This window comes from Rhizobium sp. MHM7A (assembly GCF_005862215.1).
Taxonomy (GTDB): domain Bacteria; phylum Pseudomonadota; class Alphaproteobacteria; order Rhizobiales; family Rhizobiaceae; genus Rhizobium; species Rhizobium bangladeshense.
The window spans coordinates 229,976-253,620 of record NZ_VCHT01000007.1; the positions used below are offsets into that span (position 1 = coordinate 229,976).

A 23,645-nucleotide genomic window follows, 5' to 3' on the forward strand; every position below is an offset into this window, starting at 1 on the left:
GTGGGAGGAGAAAATGGTAGAGAAGCGTATTCAGCCACTTGCCCGCGATGCCATGGCCTATGTTCTGGCGGGCGGCAGGGGGAGCCGTCTCAAGGAACTGACCGACCGGCGCGCTAAGCCCGCCGTCTATTTCGGCGGCAAGGCCCGCATCATCGATTTCGCTTTGTCGAACGCACTGAATTCGGGCATTCGCCGCATCGGCGTTGCGACGCAGTACAAGGCGCATTCGCTGATACGCCACATGCAGCGAGGCTGGAACTTCTTCCGCCCCGAGCGAAACGAAAGCTTCGACATCCTGCCCGCCTCCCAGCGCGTTTCCGAAACGCAGTGGTATGAAGGCACCGCCGACGCCGTTTATCAGAATATCGACATCATCGAGGATTACGGCGTCGAATACATGGTCATTCTCGCCGGCGACCATGTCTACAAGATGGACTACGAATACATGCTCCAGCAGCATGTCGATTCCGGCGCGGACGTGACGATCGGCTGCCTGGAAGTGCCGCGCATGGAAGCAACCGGCTTCGGCGTCATGCATGTCAACGAAAAGGATGAGATCTTCGCCTTCATCGAAAAGCCGGCCGATCCGCCCGGCATTCCGGACAAGCCTGACTTTGCGCTCGCCTCGATGGGCATCTATGTCTTCCACACCAAGTTCCTGCTCGATGCGCTGCGCCGCGACGCCGCCGACCCGAACTCGAGCCGCGATTTCGGCAAGGATATCATTCCCTATATCGTCAAAAACGGTAAGGCGGTCGCCCACCGCTTCGCCAAATCCTGCGTCCGTTCCGATTTCGAGCACGAGCCCTACTGGCGCGACGTCGGCACGATCGACGCCTACTGGCAGGCCAATATTGATCTAACGGCCATCGTCCCGGAGCTCGATATCTACGACAAGTCCTGGCCGATCTGGACCTATGCCGAGATCACCCCGCCCGCGAAATTCGTCCATGACGACGACGATCGCCGCGGCTCGGCCACGTCCTCCGTCGTATCGGGCGACTGCATCATCTCAGGCGCCAGCCTCAACAAGAGCCTTCTCTTCACCGGCGTCAGGGCCAATTCCTTTTCCAAGCTGGAAGGAGCGGTCATCCTGCCCAACGTGAAGATCGGACGGCGCGCGCAGCTCAGGAATGTGGTGATCGACCATGGCGTCGTCATCCCCGAGGGGCTCGTCGTCGGCGAGGATCCCAATCTCGACGCCAAGCGCTTCCGCCGGACGGAAAGCGGCATCTGCCTGATCACGCAACCGATGATCGACAAGCTGGATATCTGACTTATGAAAGTTCTTTCGGTTTCGTCCGAAGTCTTCCCCTTGATCAAGACAGGGGGCCTGGCCGATGTGTCCGGCGCCCTGCCGATTGCCCTGAAAGCCTTCGGGGTCGAGACCAAGACCCTCCTGCCCGGCTACCCCGCCGTCATGAAGGTCATTCGCGACCCCGTCGTCAGGCTCGAATTCCCGGACCTTCTCGGGGAGCGGGCGACCGTGCTGGAGGTTCAGCATGAGGGACTCGATCTGCTCGTCCTCGATGCTCCCGCCTATTACGACAGGCCGGGCGGCCCCTATCTCGATACGCTCGGCAAGGACTATCCCGATAATTGGCGCCGTTTCGCCGCTCTGTCGCTCGCCGCTGCCGAAATCGCGGCTGGCCTGCTGCCCGGCTGGCGGCCGGATCTGGTCCACACGCACGACTGGCAGTCTGCCCTGACCTCGGTCTACATGCGCTATTACCCGACGCCGGAACTGCCGAGCGTGCTGACGGTCCACAACATTGCCTTCCAAGGCCAGTTCGGTGCGGAGATCTTTCCCGGCTTGCGTCTGCCTGACCATGCCTTTGCCACTGATAGCATCGAATATTACGGCACGGTCGGCTTCCTCAAGGGCGGCTTGCAGACGGCCCATGCAATCACGACCGTCAGCCCAACCTACGCCGACGAGATATTGACGCCGGAATTCGGCATGGGGCTGGAAGGCGTCATCGCCAGCCGCATCGATAATCTGCACGGCATCGTCAACGGCATCGACACCGATATCTGGAACCCGGGGACCGATCCCGTCGTCCACACCCATTACGGCCCGACGACGCTGAAGGACCGCGAGGAAAACCGCCGCTCGATCGCCGAGTTCTTCCATCTCGACGATGACGATGCGCCGATCTTCTGCGTCATCAGCCGCCTCACCTGGCAGAAGGGCATGGACATCGTCGCCAACATCGCCGATCAGATCGTCGCCATGGGCGGCAAACTCGTCGTGCTCGGCTCCGGCGAAGCCGCGCTTGAAGGAGCGCTGCTCGCCTCCGCCAGCCGCCATCCCGGCCGCATCGGCGTCTCGATCGGCTATAACGAGCCGATGTCGCACCTGATGCAGGCCGGCTGCGACGCCATTATCATCCCGTCGCGCTTCGAACCCTGCGGCCTCACCCAGCTTTACGGCCTGCGTTACGGCTGCGTGCCGATCGTCGCCCGCACCGGCGGATTGAACGACACCGTGATCGACGCCAATCACGCCGCACTTGCGGCGAAAGTGGCAACCGGCATACAATTCTCACCCGTGACAGAAACGGGCATGCTACAGGCAATCCGCCGTGCGATGCATTTTTATGCGGACCGAAAACTCTGGACCCAATTGCAAAAGCAAGGCATGAAATCCGATGTCTCCTGGGAGAAGAGCGCCGAACGCTACGCTGCCCTCTATTCAAGCCTCGTCTCGAAAGGCATGTGACCTAAAATGATCAAGTCCGTACCCACCACGCCCTATCTGGACCAGAAACCCGGAACGTCGGGTCTGCGTAAGAAGGTTCCGGTCTTCCAGCAGCCGAATTATGCAGAGAATTTCATCCAGTCGATCTTCGATTCGCTGGAAGGCTATCAGGGCAAGTGCCTCGTCATCGGCGGCGACGGACGCTATTACAATCGCGAAGTCATCCAGAAGGCGATCAAAATGGCCGCCGCCAACGGCTTCGGCAAGGTCATGGTCGGCAAGGGCGGCATTCTGTCGACGCCGGCCGCGTCCCACATCATCCGCAAGTACAAGGCGTTCGGCGGCATCATTCTGTCGGCCAGCCACAATCCCGGCGGCCCGACCGAAGACTTCGGAATCAAGTACAACATCAACAATGGCGGCCCGGCGCCGGAAAAGATCACAGACGCGATCTACGCCCGCTCGAAGACGATCGACAGTTACAAGATCGCCGATTTCGCCGACGTCAATCTCGACCGTATCGGCAAGGACGAGCTTCCTGGCGGCATGATCCTCTCGGTCATCGATCCGGTCGAGGACTATGCCGCCCTGATGGAAGAACTGTTCGATTTCGGCGCCATCCGCAATCTGATCAGCCTTGGGTTCCGCATCGCTTTCGACGGTATGAGCGCCGTCACAGGCCCCTACGCCAAGGAAATCTTCGAAAATCGTCTTGGCGCTCCTCTGGGTTCGGTGCGCAACTTCATGCCGCTGCCGGATTTCGGCGGTCATCACCCCGACCCCAACCCGGTTCACTGCAAGGAACTCTTCGACGAGATGATGGGCGAGGACGCGCCCGACTTCGGCGCCGCTTCCGACGGCGACGGCGACCGCAACCTGATTATCGGCCGCGGCATCTTCGTCACCCCCTCAGACAGCCTGGCGATCCTCGCCGCCAACGCCAATCTCGCCCCAGGCTATTCCGGCGGCCTCGCCGGTATCGCCCGATCGATGCCGACTTCTGGCGCGGCCGACCGCGTCGCCGAAAAACGCGGCATCGGCATGTATGAAACGCCGACCGGCTGGAAGTTCTTCGGCAACCTGCTCGACGCGGGCATGGCGACGATCTGCGGTGAGGAGAGCTCCGGTACGGGCTCCAGCCATGTGCGTGAGAAGGACGGCCTCTGGGCCGTTTTATTGTGGCTGAACATCCTTGCCGTGCGCGGTGAGAGCGTCGCCGACGTGGTGACCCAGCACTGGCAGACCTACGGCCGGAACTACTACTCGCGTCACGACTATGAAGGACTCGACACCGACGCGGCAAATGACCTGATGGACACCCTCCGTAGCCAGCTTTCCACCCTGTCCGGCAAGAGCTTCGGCAGCCTGAAGGTGGAGAAGGCCGACGATTTCGCCTACCACGACCCGATCGACAAATCGGTCAGCGAGCATCAGGGCATCCGCGTGCTCTTCGAGGGCGGCTCCCGCGTCGTCTACCGTCTCTCCGGCACCGGCACGTCTGGCGCAACCTTGCGCGTCTATATCGAGCGGTACGAGCCGGATTCGACTCGTCACAACATCGAAACGCAGGAAGCGCTCGCCGATCTGATTGCGGCCGCCGAAAGCATCGCCAGCATTCGTGAGCGCACGGGACGCGATGAGCCAACCGTGATCACCTGATCCGTGGGGAGCATGCGGGACAGCAAATCGGCGCGCGGCGCGATCGTCTTCGAGACCGGCGTCGAATTTGCCGTGTGGTCGCATCATGCCGCGCAGATCGATCTCTGCCTCTTCGAGCATGACGGCAACAAGGAGCTTGCGCGCCTGCCGATGACGCGCGATGGCAACCACATCCATCGCCTCTTCGTCGACGGCGTCAGGCAAGGCGCGCGCTACGGCTATCGCGCCGACGGCATCTATGCGCCCGACAACGGCCTCTGGTTCGATCCCTCCAAACTGCTGATCGACCCTTACGCCAAGGAAATCGACCGGCCGTTCCGCTACGATCCCCGCCTCGGCATCTACGGCGAGGACAGTCAGTATCTGATGCCGAAGGCGATCGTCACCACCGATACGCGAGCCGCCGCCGCCAAGCCGCTCTTCAAACCGGGCGGCTTCATCTACGAGGTGGCCGTGCGGCCCTTCACCATTCTCCATCCCGACGTACCGGAGGCTCAGCGCGGCACGGTTGCAGCGCTTGCCCATCCCGCCGTCATCGCCCATATGAAGCGGATCGGGGTCGACGCCGTCGAACTGATGCCGATCACCGCCTGGATCGACGAACGCCACCTGCCGCCGCTCGGGCTCACCAACGGCTGGGGCTACAATCCCGTCGCCTTCATGGCCCTCGATCCAAGGATTGTCCCCGGCGGTGTGACGGAGCTGCGCGAAACGGTTGCCGTCCTGCATGCCGAAGGAATCGCCGTCATCCTCGATCTCGTCTTCAACCATACCGGCGAAAGCGACCGCTATGGCACGACGCTGTCGCTGCGCGGCCTCGACAACCTGCATTACTATCGCCACGTCCAGAATAACCCTGGCGAACTCGTCAACGACACCGGTACCGGCAATACGATTGCCTGCGATCATCCTGAGGTCAGGCGCCTCGTCATCGACAGCCTGCGGCACTTCGTGCTCAATGCGGGCGTCGACGGTTTTCGCTTCGATCTCGCCCCGGTCCTCGGCCGCACCGCGACGGGCTTCCAGCGTGATGACGGGACGCTCGCCGCGATCCTGACTGACGACGTGCTTGCCGATCGGATCATGATCGCCGAGCCTTGGGATATCGGCCCCGGCGGCTACCAGCTCGGCAATTTCCCCAGTCCCTTCCTCGAATGGAACGACAGGGTTCGCGACGATCTGCGCTGCTACTGGCGCGGCGACCAATGGAAGACCGGCTCACTGGCCACCGCACTTGCCGGTTCCTCCGACATCTTCTCCCGCAATGATGGCAAGGAGACGCGCAGCGTCAATTTTCTCGCCGCCCATGACGGCTTCACATTGATCGATCTCGTCTCCTATGCCGGCAAGCACAATGAGGCCAATGGCGAGCACAATCGGGACGGCCACAATGAGAACCATTCCTGGAACAATGGCGTCGAAGGCGAGACGCTTTTTCCGACCATCCGCAAGCGCCGCATAAATGATGTGATGGCGCTGATATCAACGCTCTTTGCCACCCGTGGCAGCATCATGCTGACGGCGGGTGACGAGGGCGGCCGCAGCCAGCGCGGCAACAACAACGCCTATTGCCAGGACAATGAGATCACCTGGCTGGACTGGAAGACGCTGAATGAGGATCTCATCGCCCATACGGCATTCGTCGCCGGACTCCGCCGCCGCTTCACCGTGTTTTCCGAAAAGGGCTTCCTCTCCGGCAATGGCGACGTCGAATGGATCTCACTCTCCGGCGAACCGATGACCATTGCCGAATGGGAGACGCCGTCGCTCTCGACGCTCGGGATGCTGCTCGCCACCGGCGACCGCTCCTTGCGCGGCAGAAAGACCCGGCTTGCCGTGCTTTTCAATCGTTCCGAGAGCCGCCAGCTCTTTACGCTCCCGTCAGAGAACGAGTTGGGCTGGCGCCAACTGACGTCGGAGGGAGAGAAGAAGGCCGGCACCTCCGTGACCATCGAGCCACGCTCCGTCGCCTTTTTCGCAGAAAAATGACTGCCTCCCGCCACTCATACAAATCCTTGTCGCAATCGTCATAAATGCACGATAAGGCTTGCCCGGCGGCTTTTCTCACGAGGAATTCATGGTCACGGAAATTTCACTCTCCGATGTGCGGGGATTGATCGGCATGGAAACGGGCCTTTCGGATTGGATCACCGTCGATCAGAAAATGATCGACGCCTTCGCGGGGGCCACCGACGACCATCAGTTCATTCATGTCGATCCCGAGCGCGCGGCCGCCGAAAGCCCCTTTGGCGGCACCATCGCCCATGGCTTCCTGACGCTGTCTCTGCTGTCGGCGATGAACTACAATTGCCTGCCGAAAGTGCGCGAGCAGACCATGGGCATCAACTATGGCTTTGATCGCGTTCGCTTTATGACGCCGGTGAAGAGCGGCGCCCGTGTGCGCGGCCGTTTCCTGCTTTCCGACGCCCGCTTCCGCGGCGGCGGCATGCTGATGACCACCTATGACGTGACCATCGAAATCGAAAACGAGAAGAAGCCGGCGCTGACGGCAAGATGGATCACCATCATCCAGTTCGACCCGAAGGACCGGCCGGAAGACGCTTAGGCCAGCGCCGCTTCCTTGGCCACCCCGACTGATGAAGGCTTCGCCCCATCCAGCATGGATGCCACAGATCCATACGAAATGGGCCGCAACTGTCATTTGCGGCCCTGAAAATCTCATGTGGTTCTAGTCTGGTCTATCGGTCTGATTTCCCAGGCATCAGCAACAGAACGCCACTTACGATCAGTGCGCCCGCATAGACAACCAGACCCGGCGCGTAGCTTTCATAATGGGCACGGCTGAGGGGAAGCAGTGTTGCGCCGAGAGCGGCACCAAACTGGAATACCGCGAATATGGTGCCATAAACCCGCCCGAAGGCAGTGAGCCCGAAGCTCCTTTTGATGATGTAACTCAGCACATCGAATTCCGCGCCGTAGACCATACCGATTAGGATGGCGCAAAGATAGACGAGTGCTCCGGCCGGACCCAGGGCATAGAGCAGACAGGCTGCCGCACCGCCGATGCAGACGGCACTCATCAGGCGCTTGGCGGAGACATAATCCAGGAGCACGCCCGTCAGAAACCGGCCGACCAGCACCGCAAGACCAAAGACGGCCTGCACGAATGCGGCCTGCTGCGGTGTCGCCCCGCCATCGATCAGAAGCGAGATCTGGTTGGTGACAAGACCGGTGTTGACGAACCCCAGCAGGAAGAAGGCAACCGTCAAGGTGACGAAGCTCTGCGTCCTGATCAGGCTCTTGAATTCTTCGTTCTTCTGCGGAGCAAACGCAGCGCCGGCGCGGGTAGGACGGACGTCCGGCGATTCAAACAGAAACAGGGCATTGATCGGCAGCACGATCAGCAGAACGATGATACCCAGGCTGACATAGGCCCACTGAACGGAGCCGTTCAGGATGATGTAGGTGAGAATGGGGGGCAACATGGCGGCGCCAAGCCCAATGCCGCCATTGGCAACGCCGATCGCAAGCCCCAGCCGCCGTTCGAACCAGGTCGAGACAACGCGGAGATAGGAAACCGGCCAAAGACCTATGGCAAGCAGCGGCAACAAGCCATACATGATGTAGAAGCTGCTGATATTGCTGCTGAGAAAATACATGCCGCCGAGACCAAGCGCAAAGGCGAGGCAGGACGACAAAACTATGGGCCGCGCGCCGAAGCGGTCGATCAGATAGCCCTGTATGGGCGAAACGACCATGATCATCAGCGAGACGATAGTTGCGGCGAAAAGGATGGAAGGTTTCGACCATCCGAACGTCTTAGACAAGGGTTCGACGAAAACCCCGAAGACGAAGAGCAGGAATGTGCTTGGCCCGAAAACCAGCCCTACCGTGGCCGCGAAGGTTGCGCCGATTGCGGGTCGGTTGGATGCGTTGAGCATGGTGGACGGCCTTTGATCAGCCGCGGCTGCGACAGCATTGTCGGTCATATCATTTCCTCCGGATGACCATGAATACATGCATGAACCAAGCCGGACCAGCGGGCCGGCCTGTATTGGAAATCCGCGGCTCAGCCCCCCGCCACCGAGCGCTGCAGAAGTGCGTTCACTGCCTGCGACCGCTCGAAGAGCGGGATGTGGGCGGCGCCGTCGATGATCTCAAAGCGCGCCCCGGCAATCGCCTCGGCCAAGGCCCGGCCGGCCTGCGGCGGCGTTGCCTCGTCATGCTCCCCCACGGCAACCGTCACCGGCATGGTGAGGCTTGCCGCGGAGTGGCGACAGTCAGCCACCGCCAGTGCATCGCAACCGGCGGCATAGCCTTCCGATGGTGTGCGGGCGAGCATGGTTGCGAGGCCCCGTCCCTCGTCGCTCTGCCTGCCTTGCGGCGTTGTCCATCGCGACAGGACCGCCTCCTCGATGGCGGCAAGGCCCAGGGCGCGCACTTTAGCGGCACGATCCTTCCACATCTGCGGAGCGAGGCTGACAATGTTCGAATCGAGCAACGTCAGGGTCCGCACCTGCTCCCGCAAGGTAGCCGCTACGCATTGTGCCACCAGGCCGCCGATCGATATGCCCGCCAGGTGGAATGTCGTCACACCAACGGCCGCCAACATCGCGACGACATCCTCCGCCAGGACCCCTACCGTCACCGGCGTCCGCGAGACTTCGCTGAGACCATGACCTCTGAAATCGGGGCAGATGACGAAGTGCGTCGCGCTGAAGGCCCTGACTTGGCGCTCCCACACGGCATGCGAGGTTCCGAGCGAATGCAGCAGAACAAGAGCAGGGTCATGTTCAGAACCGTGAAGCGCCACATGCAGGCCGTGACCATCGATATTGAGGAACATGGATCAGAACTCCTCGCTGAGAGCGGCCAACGCTTTTTCCACGATCGCCGTCTGCGCCTGCGGTGCCGCCCGTTCCCGCTCCAGCCGGCTGATTTCGAGCGAGGAATCTACGACCAGCTTGCAGCGATCGTACCGGCGACGCATGAAGCTTTGCAGCGCCGTCGGCACATACATGTTCCGGGCCATTTCCTCGCCCAGCACAAGCCCGTCCTCGATGCCCATGCCGGCACCCGAAGCAAGCTGCGGCGTGGTGGCATGGGCGGCATCGCCGATCAGCACCGTATTGGCACGAACCCAGCTTTCACCTGCCAGAACCGTTTCCAGTGGACGGCAGATGATGTTCGACCCGGCGGTTAGCCCTTGCGCGATCTCCTTCAATACACCGCCATAGCCGTGCAGAAGCTCACGCAGAACCTCATGCTGGTTTGCCTCTTCGCGCCAGACCGGTTCTGGCTGCGCTTCGAGATAGAACATGTACATCTGGTCCGGCGCGACCGGGTTGAGACCGACCTTGGCGGGTCCGCCGAGGAAGAAGGTGCGGCGCCTGATTTCGGGGTGTCGCGCCATCATCAGCCGCCAGCACATCTGGCCTGCGTAGCGGGGAACGGGCGCCTCGGCAAACATCTGCTGCCGGGTACGCGAGTAGATGCCATCGGCCCCAACGACGAGATCGTAGGCGGTGCTCTCACCCTTACTGAAGCGCACCTGCGCCAGATCGCCCTGCCAATCGATCTCCTCGACCGTCACCCCGAGCCTGATTTCCGGCGAAAGCGCGAGGAGCCGCTCGGACATGATGCCGTGCAGGACCGGCCGCAGAATGCCGCCTGCGCTCGGTATGGCACCCAGCGCCTCGCCACGGGTATCGAGTTGGAAGAGTGGCTTGCCCTCCGCCGAGCAGATATCGATGCCATCTGCGGCATAACCGCGCTCCAGCACGGCCTCCAGAATGCCGAGCCGCCGCATGGCCCGAAGCGTCGGGCCGGTGATGGTGATGCCAGCCCCATAGACTCGCCAGTGCGGGTCCTGATCGCAGAGATGAACGTCAAGCCCGGCTTCGCGAAGCGAGATGGCGGCTGCCATGCCGGCAATGCCGCCGCCGATGACGAGAGCCTTGCGCCGGTCACCCATGGCTGACCGCCGCTGCCAGTTCGCTCTTGCCGAAATGGCCGATGCCGATTCCAGTATACCAGTCATTGACGGCCCGGTAATAGGCACGGCGGAACGGCAATCCGTCAGCAGCGCCCATGGCCGCCATCCACATACGGATTTCTTCGGCGCCGTTGCCGGCGGTATGCACCTGCTCCGAGGCATATTGGATAACCGCATCGGGATCACCCGCTTCCAGAAATTTCAGCAGGGTTTCGTCGAAATCGCGGTTCACCATGCCCATGCGCGGTGTCGCGATGTCATGGCTAATGCCGCCGGTGGCGAGGATTGCCACGCGCTTGACGCCATCGTAGCGGCGGATGGCGTCGCCCAGGAACTTGCCGAACTGGTAGCAGCGCCGCATGGTAGGCATGGGTGGCTGGACGCAGTTGAACAGGATCGGCACGATCGGCAGGTCCGGGTCGAGGCCCGCAAGCTCCAGCGGTGTCAGCGACCCGTGATCGAGCACCATTTCCATGGAGAAGCTCGGGTCGAAATCGGCTTTCAGCGCTTCCTGCAGCAGATAGGCACCAAAAGCCTGATTGCCGGTAAAGACCCGGCGCTTGGCCTTCAGCCAATGTTCGATGGGACTTTCATAGCTTTCGCCGACACCGATGCAGAGGGCTGGAAAATTGTCGAGAAAGAAGTTGTGCAGGTGATCGTTGGAGAGAACGACCAACGCATCCGGTTTGCCAGCCTCGAAGTCACGGCCCATGGCCTCGTAGGCGCCGAAGATTTCCGTTCGCAACTCCGGCGGAATCCGGTCGGGAAAGTTCAACATTACCGGCGTGTGGCTTGCCGTGTAAATTCCGGTCAATTCAGCCATTTGTCGTCTCCTTCTTTCATCAGGCTGCGGAGAGCGGCAAGCGATACGTCTTCGGGAATGCGCACGCCGATGCAGTGGGCGCGCAACAGGTACGGGTTCACGCCGGCCTCGTAGAGACCGGCCACGTCATTGCCGCTGATCATCTCGGCCATCTCGGGGCTTAGCTTGAAGCGCGCCAGATAGGCCGCCTTGTCCTGATTATAGGCCGCAAGATCATCCGGCTTGTGGTGGAGTTCATAGAGGACCTTATCGAGAAGATAGGCCTCCGTGGTGGGCATCATCAGCCGCCAATTGCTCATGGCGAAATCCTTTCCGTCAGGTCAGGTGGTTGCGGACCCACGAAACGATCGTGGGAACGGTATGCGGGCCAAAGCCCATGTGTCCGCCGGGAAACAGACGGACGGATTTCGGGCTGCCGTGGTCGAGCAGAAGATGGATGTCGGCGATCGGGCACTGCTTGTCCTCCTTGCCGTTGACCAGCAGCAGCGGCGCAGAGGGGCGCGACAGAAGATCCTGATCGAGAAGCGAAAGAACCCGGAAACCTTTGAGATATTCGGCGTCATTCTTCGCACCCAACATGCGGCTGCGGGTTTCCACCAGTTCCATGAGGTAGCTGTCGGGATAACGCGACGCCTCCACCCATTCCGGCTGAAACATGTAATGGACGCCGCCACCCCAGTTGACAGCGCAGCGAAGGCTTCCCGGAATCAGGTGGGCGAGTTTGGTGGCCCAGTGACCGCCGAAGGAGCGACCGATCAGGCCAATCCGGCTGCCATCGAGGTCCCCGGACTTCATTGCCCATTCGATGACCGGCAGAAACTGGTTTTCGCCATTCTGCCGCGCCTTCAGGGGCGATTCTCCCGTGCCGACATTATCCATGGCAATGGTCGCAATACCCTGGGCTACGAGAGCGTTAGAAAGCTCCGTCATCTCCTCTTTCCACGCATCGACGCCGCCCCACATGATCAGAACAGGCGGCTTCTCCACGCCTGCAGGTTTGCGCAAGTAGAAGCGAATTTGACCGGATAGCGCATCGGGAGCCTCGAAAGGCAGGCTGACCGGCACGATGGGCGGATCTGCCAGCGCACCGAATTGCGCATAGGCGGCGAGTTCCAGCCGGTAGCTTTCTTCCTTGGCGGGATGATTCGGACAAGGGAAGCGACCCAGGAAGTAGAACCCATAGGCCTGATAATAGGCATCGCGTGCTGCCGCCACATCACCGCCCTCCATACGCCCATCGGCAATAGCCATGAAGCGGTTGCCGGTTGCGATCCATGCCCTCGCCCAGCGCTCACCATCCAGCCCGGTCAGCGCCTCGATCGTTTCCAGCGTTGCCTGCGGGTCGGTCAGACCGAGGGGGTGGATGCGCTTGGCAAGGCGATCGCGCATCCATTCCTTTGCGTTCTCCAGTGACCGAGGCCCGGTCAATTCGCCTGTGGCCTGTGCTGTGTTTGACATCAGCATTCTCCAAGATTTCCGTCTTCAGTCGCCATCACCAGATCGCTTCCAGTGCGGCCCGTTGCGTTTCTGCGGTTTCAAGGGATCGTCCCAGATGGCGAAGAACGTTCGCCACCGGCGTAATCAGCGCCGCGTTGTCTGCAGCCACGGTGCAATCGGGGAGGAAAAGATTGTTTTCGAAGCCAAGGCGCGCATGTCCGCCCAGCAGTGCGGCTGTCACCGCGCAAGCGGCTTCATCCTTGCCGAAGGCACAGACTGTCCAGTGTGAGAAGGAAGCTTGCCGGGCCACGCCGAGAAATTCACCCAGGTCGGCCGGGCTGGAATGCTGGCTTGCCGTATAACGGCCAAGCACGAAAAGCACCGGAATATCGTCCGCCGGAATGACGCCACGCAGGCGCATGTCCTGCAAGCGGGCCACATCCGCAGCATCGTACAGAATGATCTGCGGAAAGATCCGCTCCCGGCGCATCCATCCAAGTAGATCGGAAAAGGCGATTTCGTGCAGGGCATCGGGCGCAATTTCCCGCAGAGCCATGGAACAGGCTTGTGGACGCAGCCTACGCACGAGATCGTTTTGCTCCTTCGGTGTATAGCGGCCAAGCGCTTCCGTCGTGACCTGCACGATCAATCGTTCGCCAACCCGTGCGCGGATGGCCTCTTCTGTGGCTCGATAACAATCAACATCCAGGCAATGCTGGCCTGCTGCGTCCCGTACATGCACATGGATCATGCTGGCGCCTGCGGTCAGGCAGGCTTCCGCACATTCCGCAAGCTCCTGCGGCGCAATCGGCAAGGCGGGATGATCCGCTTTTGTGCGTCGTCCCCCGTTTGGCGCAACAGCGAGCGCAATGCCCCGCCGGCAATCCGCCGGGGCCGATAAATCCTGCATGACAATAATCCTCGATCCTCCGTCCGCCCACGCCTAGCCAGCGCGGACCCAAGCCGGAAAGTGGCTTCCGGCACCTCATCTTTCTGGCCTCCACCAGATTTTTGAGCGTGATCAAAAATCGCATAAAAGCTGGCGACTGTCAATTTGATCATGCTCATTTTTTTGAGATGAGAAGGCCTTTACGACCTTACAGACCGTTTTGTGGCCCAAGGTAGATCGTATCCGCTTGCTTCGATCAGTTGGAGATCAGGCGTTATAGCCTCAAGGCCGATCTATGAGGAGACAGGCCCTTCATGACGATTTCGATCTGTCGCCGTAGTCTTTCGGTTCCGTCCTCAAGATTCAGTTTATTGTCCGAAAGCCAGATGCGCAGATCAACTTGATAAATGGCAAATATAGCCTGCGCGATCATCTCTGCTGTCTCGGAGGCGCTGATGACGCCCGCCTTGAGCGCCTCGTCGATCAAGTCGGTCAGCAAATGGCGCAGGGCATGACGGGTGCGATTGAAGCGTTCTGCCTGCGTGCCTGACTGGTAAAAATACATCTCCCGCAAGGCGGCCTGGGACAGAGCGGGATTTTCCGCGAAATACTGATAGTGACGCCGCAAGATGATAAGCAGATTGGCCAGCAGCGATTTTTCCGGGCTGATCAAGGCCCGTGCTTCCTCGATGCACATCTCAAGCCCGTCATTGACGATCAGAAACAGAAGATCGCGCTTGGTCTCGCCATAGACGAAGACGGTGCCCATGCCCACGCCGGCGGCGGTGGCAATCTCGCGCGTCGTCGTGTCGTCGAAGCCCTTGGAAAGAAACAGGTCGAAAGCAGCTTTCTTGATGCGGAGCAGCTTGTCTTCCTTGTTCTTCTCCCGCACGCTCTCGCGTTTCATCGACACCCCAAACCCTTGCCGCTGCATGATTTCACCTTAGCCGATTCTGGTCCAAGGAAATTATGCAGTAAACCTTTGCGCTAAAAGCGGAAATAGTCGGCGGCCTGTCCGGGCTGCTGACAGCGGCCACGTTATCCGACCGTAGCGGCAATGATCAAGCGGGGAATGCGCAAACGGTAAATTCTCAAGACGGAAAGCCACCCGACGTAAACAGCTGGCTGGGCGACAAGGACGCCGCCCAAGCTTTGCCCAGCCGTTGTGCTGCACGTCGTAGAAGCCTTCACCATTTGCCCGCCAGGCCGTCATACCGCAAGGCGTGGTGTTCTCACAGCGCAGGAGAACACAAGCATTCCGTCTAGGTCAGGTAGTGAGCCGTGGTCTTGGACGCAATCTCCTCAAACGAGACACCATCCGCAAGCTCCACAAGTTTGAACGGGGCGCCGCTCGAGGGCCGCTCAAAGACCGCGAGATCAGTGATGATCAAGTCAACCACGCTGCGCCCGGTAAGCGGAAGCATGCACTCACCGACGAATTTCGGCATACCATCTTTCGAAACATGCTCCATTAGAACGACAATCTTCGTTACGCCGGCTACCAAATCCATTGCGCCGCCCATTCCCTTGATCATCTTACCAGGGATCATCCAGTTTGCGATGTCGCCTCGCTCGCTGACCTCCATCGCACCGAGAACGGCCAGATCAATGTGACCGCCTCGGATCATTGCGAAACTGTCTGAGCTGGAAAAATAGCAGCTGCCAGGTAGTTCGCTTATCGTCTGCTTTCCGGCGTTGATGAGGTCTGCATCCTCCTCGCCGTCGTACGGAAACGGCCCGATACCGAGCATTCCATTCTCGGACTGCAAAGTAACGTCGATTCCCCTCGGGATATGATTGGCAACCAGCGTCGGTATCCCGATCCCAAGGTTCACATAGAATCCATCACGCAAGGGCTGGGCCGCGCGAACGGCCATCTGGTCTCTCGTCCAAGCCATCACGCGACCTCCCTCGCCCGAACTGTTTTCTGCTCGATTTTCTTGTCGTATGGAGCTCCCACGATAAGGCGCTTCACGTAGATACCAGGCAAATGGATGTGGTCTGGGTCGAGACTACCAGTCGGAACAATTTCTTCGACTTCGGCAACGCAAATCCTTGCAGCGGTGGCCATGGGCTGGTTGAAGTTCCGTGCGGTCTTGCGAAAGATTAGGTTGCCGCTTTCGTCCGCCTTCCAGCCCTTGATGATCGCCAAATCACCAAAAATTCCGCGCTCTAGAATGTACTCTTGGCCTTCAAATGTCTTGGTTTCCTTCCCTTCAGCGACAGTCGTGCCGACACCCGTCTTTGTGTAAAAGCCGGGTATGCCAGCCCCCCCTGCGCGGCATCGCTCTGCAAGCGTGCCCTGAGGGCAGAATTCGACCTCGAGTTCACCAGCGAGGTACTGGCGCTCGAATTCTTTGTTCTCTCCGACGTAGCTCGAGATCATCTTCTTGATCTGCCTAGTCCGGAGAAGCTTCCCAAGCCCCTCATTGTCAATGCCGGCGTTGTTTGATGCGATCGTCAGATTCGAGACGCCTGAATCGCGCACTGCGTCGATCAATCGCTCGGGAATTCCGCAGAGCCCAAATCCGCCGGCGCAAATGAACATTCCGTCAGCCAAGAGCCCTTCCAACGCAGAGGCTGCATTATTGAAAATCTTACGCGCCACGCTGTCCTCCTAAAATGGATGCGTGAGCAAACACCGTGATGCACATCAATTCCAATTATTTGTTTTTTCGTTTAATAATAACAGATGTCTATCAATCGAATTTCTCTTTATCATCTTGAATCGCTAGTCTGGATAGCGCGACTTGGCACATTTGCGGCAGCTGCCGAGCGATTGAATACAACCCAGCCTGCTATCTCTGCGCGTATTAGTGAGCTTGAAGAGAGATTGTCGGCGAAACTGTTCCGGAGGAATGGTCGTACAATGGCCTTAACGCCCGCGGGGCGAGAGCTTGTTCGTGAGTACACCCCAATATGGGACCAACTGCAGGCTGCACTTCTTCGAAGTGCCGGCTTCGACCAAATTCGGGGGATAGTTCGCATTGGATCCGGCGAAATCGCGGCGGCGACGTGCTTGCCACAGTTCGTCGCTAATATGAAGCGTCGATGGCACGACCTTACGTTCGAGATCGATATTCAGTTGACCGCTCAACTTATTCAAAGCCTTGTTGCCGGAAAGATCGATATCGCATTCGCTGCTAGCCTAGTGGTTCACCCAGCCCTTGTCGCCACTCCGATTGGCCCTGTGGAACTGATTTGGGTGGCGGCCGCGGATGTGGCGAACAGACTTGAGCAGGCGCAAGACGACGAAGGCTTCCCCCTGTGGTCCCTCCCTAGCCACTCGCCGATCTATGAGATCATGCGGAGCGCCGTTGAAAGGCTGCCGGTCAGACGCCGAGCGATCAATTATTGCAATAATGTTCGAGCTATAGTCGATATAGTATCCCAAGGTGATGGGTTCGCGCTGTTGCCTGCCCCAATGATCCGCCCACAGCTCGATGACGATTCTCTAAGGCGCGTGTTTGCCGATATCCCTGTACAACCGATCATCTTTCATGTCGTTTCACGCGCCGCCGAGAGTGACGCGGTTGTCCATGAAGTCCTTCACCACGCCCGCAGTATCAGGCTCTCGGACACGTAACCGTTGCTCGCTGTTCAGCCGCTAGACTAAGCAGCCGGTCTTGAAAGCCTCAATGCTCGGCATCTTCCGCCGCCTCGGCCAACAGTCCGAAGACGTAATCGGAAAACGACCTCCAGCACTCCACCCGGAACGTGTCCTCTTCCGTGCGGAGAAGCACGATCTCCGCCTTGCCGAAGATGGTGCGCGAGGCAGCGCCGACCGGAAAGGAAGAAAGCGACAGATCCTGCGGGCAGCCGGCCGCAAGCGTGGCCTCCGCACCCGGTCCCGAAACGATGACCGCCACATTGCGGTGGGAAACGTCGGTCGCCGAATGCAGCGCGCCGGCGCTGGAACACGCCGCCATCAGATCGCCGCCCGCCTCGTCGATCAACAGCCACTCGTCCGGCCCGATCCAGAGCGCCGAGCGCGCACCGGCGTGGCCGGACGTTTTCGGAGTGGTCGGCACAGACAGGCCGAGAGCCAAAGAAAGTGCTTTGAGCGACCCTGTCGGCGCGCGCAATGCCACGCGGCTCGCGGCGGGCGCAACCGTCAGGCGCACGGTGGCGGAACCGCCGAGACGGCCGGCCAGCGCCGGCTTGCGAATTGCGACATCAGCCATGGATGCGGCCCCCTTCCTTGTCAAAGAACACCAGATCCGTCACTTCGACGGCAATCGTCCGGTCCGGCATCGGCACATAAAGCGTCTCGCCCATCCGCGCCCGGCCGCCGGCGACCAGCGCGAAGGCGATCGACCTGCCGCAATTTTCGGACCAATAGGACGATGTGACGTGGCCGAGCATCGTCATCGGCTTCGGCTCGTTCGGGCTCGCGACGATCTGCGCGCCTTCTTCGAGCACCAGCTTCGGATCCTTGGTGACAAGGCCGACAAGTTGCTTGCGCCCCTCCTTGACGAGGTCCGGCCGCTGCAGTCCGCGAATGCCGACGAAGTCCTTCTTCTTCTTCGAAACCGCCCAGGCAACGCCCGCATCGTCAGGGGTCACGGTCCCGTCCGTGTCCTGACCGACGATGATATAGCCCTTCTCGGCGCGAAGAACGTGCATGGTCTCGGTGCCGTAGACGCAAGCCCCGAGCGGTTCGGCATTGGCCCAGACCGCTTCGAGCACCGACTGGCCGTAATCGGCCGGCACGTTGATTTCGAAGCCGATTTCACCTGTGAAGGAAACGCGGAACAGTCGCGCCGGCACGCCGCAGACCGTGCACTCGGCAACGCTCATATGCGGGAAGGCCTCGTTGGAAAGGTCGACGCCCTCGACCAGCGGCGCGACGATCTCGCGCGCCTTCGGCCCCTGCACGGCGATGACGGCCCATTGCTCGGTCACTGAGGTCAGCCACACCTTCAGATCGGGAAATTCCGTCTGCAGGTAGTCTTCCATATGGTGGAGAACACGCGGCGCTCCGCCTGTCGTCGTCGTCACATGGAAACGGTCCTCCGCCAGGCGACCGACGACGCCATCGTCATAAACGAAGCCGTCCTCGCGCGTCATGATGCCGTAGCGAACCTTGCCGGGCTTCAGCGTGTCCCAGGCATTGGTGTAGATGAGATTGAGGAATTTCGCCGCATCCGGCCCTACCACTTCGATCTTGCCGAGCGTCGAGGCATCGAAGATACCTGCCGATTCGCGGGCCGTCCGGCATTCCCGGGCGACGGCCTGATGCATGTTCTCGCCCGAGCGCGGGTAGAACCAGGCGCGCTTCCAGTTGCCGACATCCTCGAAAACAGCGCCTTGGGCTTCTTCCCACTCGTGCAGCGGCGTCTTGCGGGTGGGATCGAACAGCTTTCCGCGCGAATGGCCGATCAGCGTACCATAGGTCACCGGCGTGTAGGGCGCACGGAAAGTGGTGAGACCGACCCTCGGAATTTCCTTGCCTAGCATTTCGGCGGCAATCGCCAAGCCATGCATGTTGGAAAGCTTGCCCTGGTCCGAGGCCATGCCGTTGGTCGTAAAGCGCTTGATATGCTCGATCGAATGCATGCCCTCGCGCACGGCCAGGCGAATATCCTTGGCGCAGACGTCGTGCTGGAAATCGATGAAGGCCTTGGCATTTGTCTTCGGCCCGGCGCCTTCGGCGGCGCCAATCATGCCGCCTGTCCAGTCATAGGGCTGCTCGGCCGAAATCGTGATCTTACCGCCGCCGCTTCTGCCGGTGGCCCGCGCCATCAGTTCGCCGGCGGCAAGCGATTCCTCGACAGTCCGCTGCAGGTCGTCAGTGCCGTTGCAGGCGCCGACCGAAAGGCAGTCCTGCGCATAGGTGCCGGGCAGGAAGCGCTGGCTTTCCGCTTCAAAGGCCACCTTGCCGCGCGACTGCGAGAAGAGATGCACGGACGGTGTCCAGCCGGCCGAAACCAGCAGCGCATCGACCGCGATCTTGCGGGGCGAGCCGCCGCCGTTGCGCGCTACCGTCATCGACGAGATGCGCAGCCGCCCTGCAGTATTAATGACCGACTGGCCGGTGAGAACGTCGATACCGAGCGTACGCGCCTCCGCCAGCACCGCCGCTCCCGGCGCCTGCCTGCAATCGACGATGGCGGCGATCGAGACACCGGCCCGCTTCAGATCGAAAGCCGCTTCATAGGCGGAATCATGTGCCGTGTAGATGCCGATATTGGTTCCGACGGCGACACCGTAATGATTGAGATACATCCGCCCCGCCGAAGCCAGCATGATGCCTGGGCGGTCGTTGTTCGGAAACACCATATGCCGCTCGATCGCGCCGGTGGCGAGGATCACCCGCTTGGCCCGGACCTGCCACAGCCGCTCGCGCGGCAGATCGCTCGATGGTTTGGCGATATGATCGGTGACGCGTTCGGCAAGTCCGACGAAATTGTGGTTGTAGTAGCCGAAGGCGGTCGTGCGGGTGAGCACCTTGACATTATCGGTTGCCTTCAGCCGCGCCACGGCTTTCTGCGCCCAGGTGTAACCATCCTGCCCGTCGATCCTCACCCCCGCATCGTAGCGCAGCGCCCCGCCTGCTTCCGCCTGCTCGTCGCAGAGGATCACCTTCGCGCCGGTCTCGGCCGCGGCCAGCGCCGCCGAAAGCCCGGCCACTCCGGCGCCGACCACCAGCACGTCGCAATGGGCGTAGCGGCTGGCATAATGATCTGGATCCTCTTCCGTCGGTGCGACGCCGAGGCCGGCGGCACGGCGGATGAACGGTTCGTAGACATGTTTCCAGGCGGAACGCGGCCACATGAAGGTCTTGTAGTAGAAACCGGCGGCGAAGAACGGCGACATCAGATTGTTGACCGCACCGACATCATAGGCGAGCGAAGGCCAGCGATTCTGCGACTGGACGATCATGCCGTCGAAGACTTCCTGCACCGTGGCGCGCACGTTCGGCTGCTTGCGCGCCGTATCCCGAGCAACGTCGATCAGCGCGTTCGGCTCCTCGGCCCCTGCCGACAGAATGCCGCGAGCACGGTGATATTTGAACGACCGGCCGACGAGATGAATGCCGTTGGCGATCAGCGCCGAGGCGACGGTATCGCCTTCCAGCGCCGTATAGCCCTTGCCGTCGAAGCTGAAACGCGCAGTCTTGGCCGGCGTCAGGCGCCCCTTCCCGGCGATACGATTAGCACCGCTCATTGCGCCTCTCCTTCCACGGCTTCATATGTCTCGACAGGGCTATGCTGTTCGGCCTCGGCACCGATCCGCGGCTTCGGCTCACCCGCCTTGTAGGTCATGATGAACTTGTCGCTCACCGTATCGCGCGCCGCGTTGAAGAAGCGGCCGCAGCCGTGAATATGCCGCCAGCGTTCGAAGATCAGTCCTTTCGGGTTCTCGCGCAGAAAGAAATACTCTTCGAACTCTTCGTCCGAGATCGAAGCGATATTGGTGGGCCGCGCGATATGTGCGTCACCCGCGCCGCGGAATTCGAGCTCGGAGCGCTCTTCTTGGCAGTAAGGGCAATGGATCAGCAGCATGTGGGATTTCCTTCTCCTCCCCTTCTCCCGAGCTGGGAGAAGGTGCCTGAAAGGCGGGTGAGGGGGTAAGCGACCAAAGGAGCGAGCATACGAGCGGAAGTGTTCATTATCAGTGCGCCACCGCCGCAGCCGCCGCTTCATCGATCAGCCGGCCGCTGCGGAAGCGCTCCAGCGTCAGGCCGGCGCTGAACTTGTGCGGTTCATCGCGGGCGATCAAATGCGCGAAGAGATTGGCCGAACCCGGCGTCGCCTTGAAGCCGCCGGTGCCCCAGCCGCAATTGACGTACAGGCCGGGGACCGGCGTCTTCGACTGGATTGCCGAACGGTCCGGCGTATTGTCGACGATGCCGCCCCATTGCCGCATCATCTTGACGCGCCGGAACATCGGGAAGAGCTCGCAGATGGCGTCGAGCGTATGCGTGATGATCTGCAGCCCGCCCGTCTGGGAATAGGAATTGTACTGGTCGGTGCCGGCGCCGATGACGAGCTCGCCCTTGTCGGACTGGGAGATATAGGCATGCACAGTGTTCGACATGACTACGCAGGGGAAGATCGGCTTCAGCGGCTCGGAGACCAGCGCCTGCAGCGGACTCGATTGCAACGGCACGCGCACATCCGCCATCTTCATGATTGTTGACGTATGGCCCGCGGCCGACACGCCGACTTTTTTGGCACCGATAAAGCCGCGCGAGGTCTCGACCCCGATCACCCGTCCGTCCGGACCGCGCCGGATGCCGGTCACTTCGCAGTTCTGGATGATGTGCACGCCACGATCGGAGGCGGCCCGCGCATATCCCCAGGCTACCGCATCATGCCGCGCGGTGCCGCCGCGCCGCTGCAGCGCTGCGCCATTGATCGGATAGCGCGCACTGGCGGAGATATCGAGCGGCGGACAATAGGCCTTCGCCTGCTCCGGTGTCAGCCATTCATTGTCGATGCCGTAGAGCCGGTTGGCATGGATATGCCGCTTGAAGGACTGCTGGTCGTGAATATTGTGCGAGAGCATCATCACGCCGCGCGGCGAATACATCACATTGTAGTTGAGCTCCTGCGAAAGCCCTTCCCAGAGCTTCATCGAATGCTCGTAGATGTGCATGCTCTCTTCATAGAGATAATTCGAACGGATGATGGTGGTGTTGCGCCCTGTATTGCCGCCGCCGAGCCAGCCTTTCTCGATCACTGCTACATTGGTGATGCCGTGCTCCTTGGCGAGATAATAGGCGGCTCCGAGGCCGTGCCCACCCGCGCCGATGATGACGACGTCGTATTCGGCGCGGGGATCCGGCGAAGTCCACTGCTTCTCCCAACCTCGGTGGCCGCGAAGGGCCTCTCGCGCCACGGCAAAAACCGAATATTTCCGCATCTGCCTTGTTCTCCTTCCGGCAAGGGCTGTTCTCGCGCCCATACAAATCGCAAATCCAAATGCGGCACAACGGCTCTTTTGCGACGCGCGAGAGCTTCGCTTTTGACACTGAACGACATCATGTCGAAAACTGCGCAATTTTTCGATGGTGCCGAGCGCCGCTTCCCAATCATGCCATGCAAGATGACTTTCCACCCGGCGGCAGGGTCGGCCTAACCCAAGAGGGTGAAAAGACAAGCAGTTACCAAAGTGTTAATTTCGCCCGGTTGCGGGGTTGGTGTATCATGCGGGGGCGGCGTTTATTATTCCAGACGCTTTTTACTGTGCTCGGCAGCGCCCACCTAGCCGCCGCCGAGCCGGTTGGCCAGGCTGTCCTCATCAAGACTGAGGTAACGGGACAAGCCGGCCCAATTGAAGTCAACACAAGCGTTCACCGTGACGAACGCATAAAAACATCCCAGTCGGGGCTCGGCCAGTTTCTGTTTAGGGACGGCACCAAACTTGCGGTCGGCTGGGGTTCGTCCGTCGTTATTGACAAGTATGTTTTCGACGACTCTCAATCGGTCAAGAAACTCACCATCAAGGCCGCCAAGGGGACCTTCCGGTGGGTCAGCGGCAATTCCAAATCCTCGGCCTATCAAATCCTGACGCCGGCAGGCACGATCGGCGTGCGCGGGACTGCATTCGATTTTTACGTCGGCCCCGACGGCACCACCGCCGTCGTCCTCTTGAACGGCGCGGCCAGTTTCTGCGGCCCCGGCGGGTGCCGGCAGTTGCAGCAGCGCTGCGATTGCGTGGTCGCCAAGCCGAACGGTGATATGTCGCCGGCCCGCCGGGTCGACCCCAGCGTTCTCGATAAGCTCGGAACTTCCCGCGCCCTACCCTTCCTCTCCGGCAACCAGCGGCTTGTGGGCGGCATCGGTATGCTCGGAGGCTGCAATATGGCCTCCGTTGCACCAGAGAGAAAAGACAGAACGCGCCCTCCGCCCGCGATTGCGCCCACCCCCCAAAGGCAGGATCCGCCGCAGAGACAGGCCGAGCCGCAAAAGGAGCGGCCGGCCAAGCCTGACAAGCCTGATCATGAGAAGCCGCATCACGACAAGCCGCATCACCACAAGCCCGATCGGCACGACAAGCATGATGGCCATGGCCGGCATGACGATGACGGCAAGCCCGGGAATCATGGCGAGGATCATCGCGGACACGACCGCGACCGTCATGGATATCGCGATCACAATCGTGATCATGATCGCGACAGCGACCTTAGCCACGACAGGAGTCGGAGTTTCAATCGCGGCCGCTGAGGCGA

Annotated in this window: 21 protein-coding genes; 7 read left to right on the top strand and 14 right to left on the bottom strand. The window is 60.7% G+C overall.

The annotated features are described in order from the left end of the window. Positions 1 to 13: 13 nt before the first annotated feature. The 5 genes from glgC to FFR93_RS23060 all read left to right on the top strand — a co-directional run bounded on the left by glgC (position 14) and on the right by FFR93_RS23060 (position 6,926). Positions 14 to 1,276 (top strand): glucose-1-phosphate adenylyltransferase, encoded by a 1,263-nt coding sequence (gene glgC, locus FFR93_RS23040; RefSeq protein ID WP_138394900.1) that lies wholly within the window; start codon positions 14 to 16, stop codon positions 1,274 to 1,276. 3 nt (positions 1,277 to 1,279) lie between these two features. Further along, entirely contained in the window at positions 1,280 to 2,722 is a 1,443-nt protein-coding gene (gene glgA / locus FFR93_RS23045; RefSeq protein WP_138394901.1) for a glycogen synthase GlgA, read from the top strand. A gap of 6 nt (positions 2,723 to 2,728) precedes the next feature. Then, positions 2,729 to 4,360 carry an alpha-D-glucose phosphate-specific phosphoglucomutase gene (locus tag FFR93_RS23050; protein ID WP_138394902.1) on the top strand — a complete coding sequence of 544 codons (1,632 nt, stop codon included), beginning with the start codon at positions 2,729 to 2,731 and terminating at the stop codon, positions 4,358 to 4,360. Between the two features lie 12 nt (positions 4,361 to 4,372). Then, positions 4,373 to 6,349 (top strand): glycogen debranching protein GlgX, encoded by a 1,977-nt coding sequence (gene glgX, locus FFR93_RS23055; protein ID WP_138394903.1) that lies wholly within the window; start codon positions 4,373 to 4,375, stop codon positions 6,347 to 6,349. Positions 6,350 to 6,437: 88 nt separating this feature from the next. After that, on the top strand, positions 6,438 to 6,926 hold the full coding sequence (locus FFR93_RS23060; RefSeq protein ID WP_020922277.1) for a MaoC family dehydratase: 489 nt from the start codon (positions 6,438 to 6,440) through the stop codon (positions 6,924 to 6,926). A gap of 133 nt (positions 6,927 to 7,059) precedes the next feature. On the opposite strand, the gene FFR93_RS23065 is transcribed toward FFR93_RS23060, so the two are convergent. From FFR93_RS23065 to FFR93_RS23110, 10 genes are all read right to left on the bottom strand, one after another. Then, complete coding sequence (locus FFR93_RS23065) at positions 7,060 to 8,310, bottom strand: MFS transporter (protein WP_171049243.1); 1,251 nt, start codon at positions 8,308 to 8,310, stop codon at positions 7,060 to 7,062. Positions 8,311 to 8,390: 80 nt separating this feature from the next. Further along, positions 8,391 to 9,167: an alpha/beta fold hydrolase gene (locus FFR93_RS23070; RefSeq protein ID WP_138394905.1), complete on the bottom strand. Its 777-nt coding sequence runs from the start codon at positions 9,165 to 9,167 to the stop codon at positions 8,391 to 8,393. 3 nt (positions 9,168 to 9,170) lie between these two features. Beyond that, positions 9,171 to 10,295, bottom strand: a complete 1,125-nt coding sequence (locus FFR93_RS23075) for an FAD-dependent monooxygenase (protein WP_138394906.1) — start codon at positions 10,293 to 10,295, stop codon at positions 9,171 to 9,173. After that, positions 10,288 to 11,139, bottom strand: coding sequence for a 2,3-dihydroxyphenylpropionate 1,2-dioxygenase (locus FFR93_RS23080; RefSeq protein WP_138394907.1), 852 nt, complete (start codon positions 11,137 to 11,139; stop codon positions 10,288 to 10,290). The genes FFR93_RS23075 and FFR93_RS23080 overlap by 8 nt, the downstream gene beginning before the upstream one ends. Beyond that, positions 11,127 to 11,438, bottom strand: coding sequence for a subunit of meta cleavage enzyme (locus tag FFR93_RS23085; protein ID WP_138394908.1), 312 nt, complete (start codon positions 11,436 to 11,438; stop codon positions 11,127 to 11,129). The genes FFR93_RS23080 and FFR93_RS23085 overlap by 13 nt, the downstream gene beginning before the upstream one ends. 16 nt (positions 11,439 to 11,454) lie before the next feature. Beyond that, positions 11,455 to 12,597, bottom strand: coding sequence for an alpha/beta hydrolase (locus FFR93_RS23090; RefSeq protein ID WP_138394909.1), 1,143 nt, complete (start codon positions 12,595 to 12,597; stop codon positions 11,455 to 11,457). A 34-nt stretch (positions 12,598 to 12,631) separates the two neighbouring features. After that, positions 12,632 to 13,486 carry a 3-keto-5-aminohexanoate cleavage protein gene (locus tag FFR93_RS23095; RefSeq protein ID WP_138394910.1) on the bottom strand — a complete coding sequence of 285 codons (855 nt, stop codon included), beginning with the start codon at positions 13,484 to 13,486 and terminating at the stop codon, positions 12,632 to 12,634. Positions 13,487 to 13,739: 253 nt separating this feature from the next. Continuing rightward, a complete protein-coding gene (locus FFR93_RS23100; protein ID WP_246661359.1) occupies positions 13,740 to 14,372 on the bottom strand; it encodes a TetR/AcrR family transcriptional regulator in 633 nt (210 codons plus the stop codon). A gap of 355 nt (positions 14,373 to 14,727) precedes the next feature. Next, positions 14,728 to 15,363, bottom strand: coding sequence for a 3-oxoacid CoA-transferase subunit B (locus FFR93_RS23105; RefSeq protein ID WP_138395000.1), 636 nt, complete (start codon positions 15,361 to 15,363; stop codon positions 14,728 to 14,730). Beyond that, positions 15,363 to 16,073: a CoA transferase subunit A gene (locus FFR93_RS23110; protein WP_138394912.1), complete on the bottom strand. Its 711-nt coding sequence runs from the start codon at positions 16,071 to 16,073 to the stop codon at positions 15,363 to 15,365. Before FFR93_RS23110 ends, FFR93_RS23105 begins: the two co-directional genes overlap by 1 nt. Before the next feature lie 84 nt (positions 16,074 to 16,157). Here FFR93_RS23110 and FFR93_RS23115 point away from each other — a divergent pair, with 84 nt between their 5' ends. Next, positions 16,158 to 17,051 carry a LysR family transcriptional regulator gene (locus FFR93_RS23115; protein WP_138394913.1) on the top strand — a complete coding sequence of 298 codons (894 nt, stop codon included), beginning with the start codon at positions 16,158 to 16,160 and terminating at the stop codon, positions 17,049 to 17,051. Between the two features lie 49 nt (positions 17,052 to 17,100). On the opposite strand, the gene FFR93_RS23120 is transcribed toward FFR93_RS23115, so the two are convergent. The 4 genes from FFR93_RS23120 to FFR93_RS23135 all read right to left on the bottom strand — a co-directional run bounded on the left by FFR93_RS23120 (position 17,101) and on the right by FFR93_RS23135 (position 22,336). Next, positions 17,101 to 17,649: a sarcosine oxidase subunit gamma gene (locus FFR93_RS23120; protein ID WP_138394914.1), complete on the bottom strand. Its 549-nt coding sequence runs from the start codon at positions 17,647 to 17,649 to the stop codon at positions 17,101 to 17,103. Continuing rightward, a complete protein-coding gene (locus FFR93_RS23125; RefSeq protein ID WP_138394915.1) occupies positions 17,642 to 20,635 on the bottom strand; it encodes a sarcosine oxidase subunit alpha in 2,994 nt (997 codons plus the stop codon). Before FFR93_RS23125 ends, FFR93_RS23120 begins: the two co-directional genes overlap by 8 nt. Beyond that, on the bottom strand, positions 20,632 to 20,973 hold the full coding sequence (locus FFR93_RS23130) for a sarcosine oxidase subunit delta (RefSeq protein WP_138394916.1): 342 nt from the start codon (positions 20,971 to 20,973) through the stop codon (positions 20,632 to 20,634). The genes FFR93_RS23125 and FFR93_RS23130 overlap by 4 nt, the downstream gene beginning before the upstream one ends. Positions 20,974 to 21,082: 109 nt before the next feature. Then, the gene (locus tag FFR93_RS23135; protein ID WP_138394917.1) at positions 21,083 to 22,336 is read right to left on the bottom strand and encodes a sarcosine oxidase subunit beta family protein; all 1,254 of its coding nucleotides are present in this window, start codon (positions 22,334 to 22,336) and stop codon (positions 21,083 to 21,085) included. A gap of 284 nt (positions 22,337 to 22,620) precedes the next feature. Here FFR93_RS23135 and FFR93_RS23140 point away from each other — a divergent pair, with 284 nt between their 5' ends. After that, positions 22,621 to 23,640, top strand: coding sequence for a FecR domain-containing protein (locus FFR93_RS23140; RefSeq protein WP_138394918.1), 1,020 nt, complete (start codon positions 22,621 to 22,623; stop codon positions 23,638 to 23,640). The last annotated feature ends 5 nt before the right edge of the window (positions 23,641 to 23,645 follow it).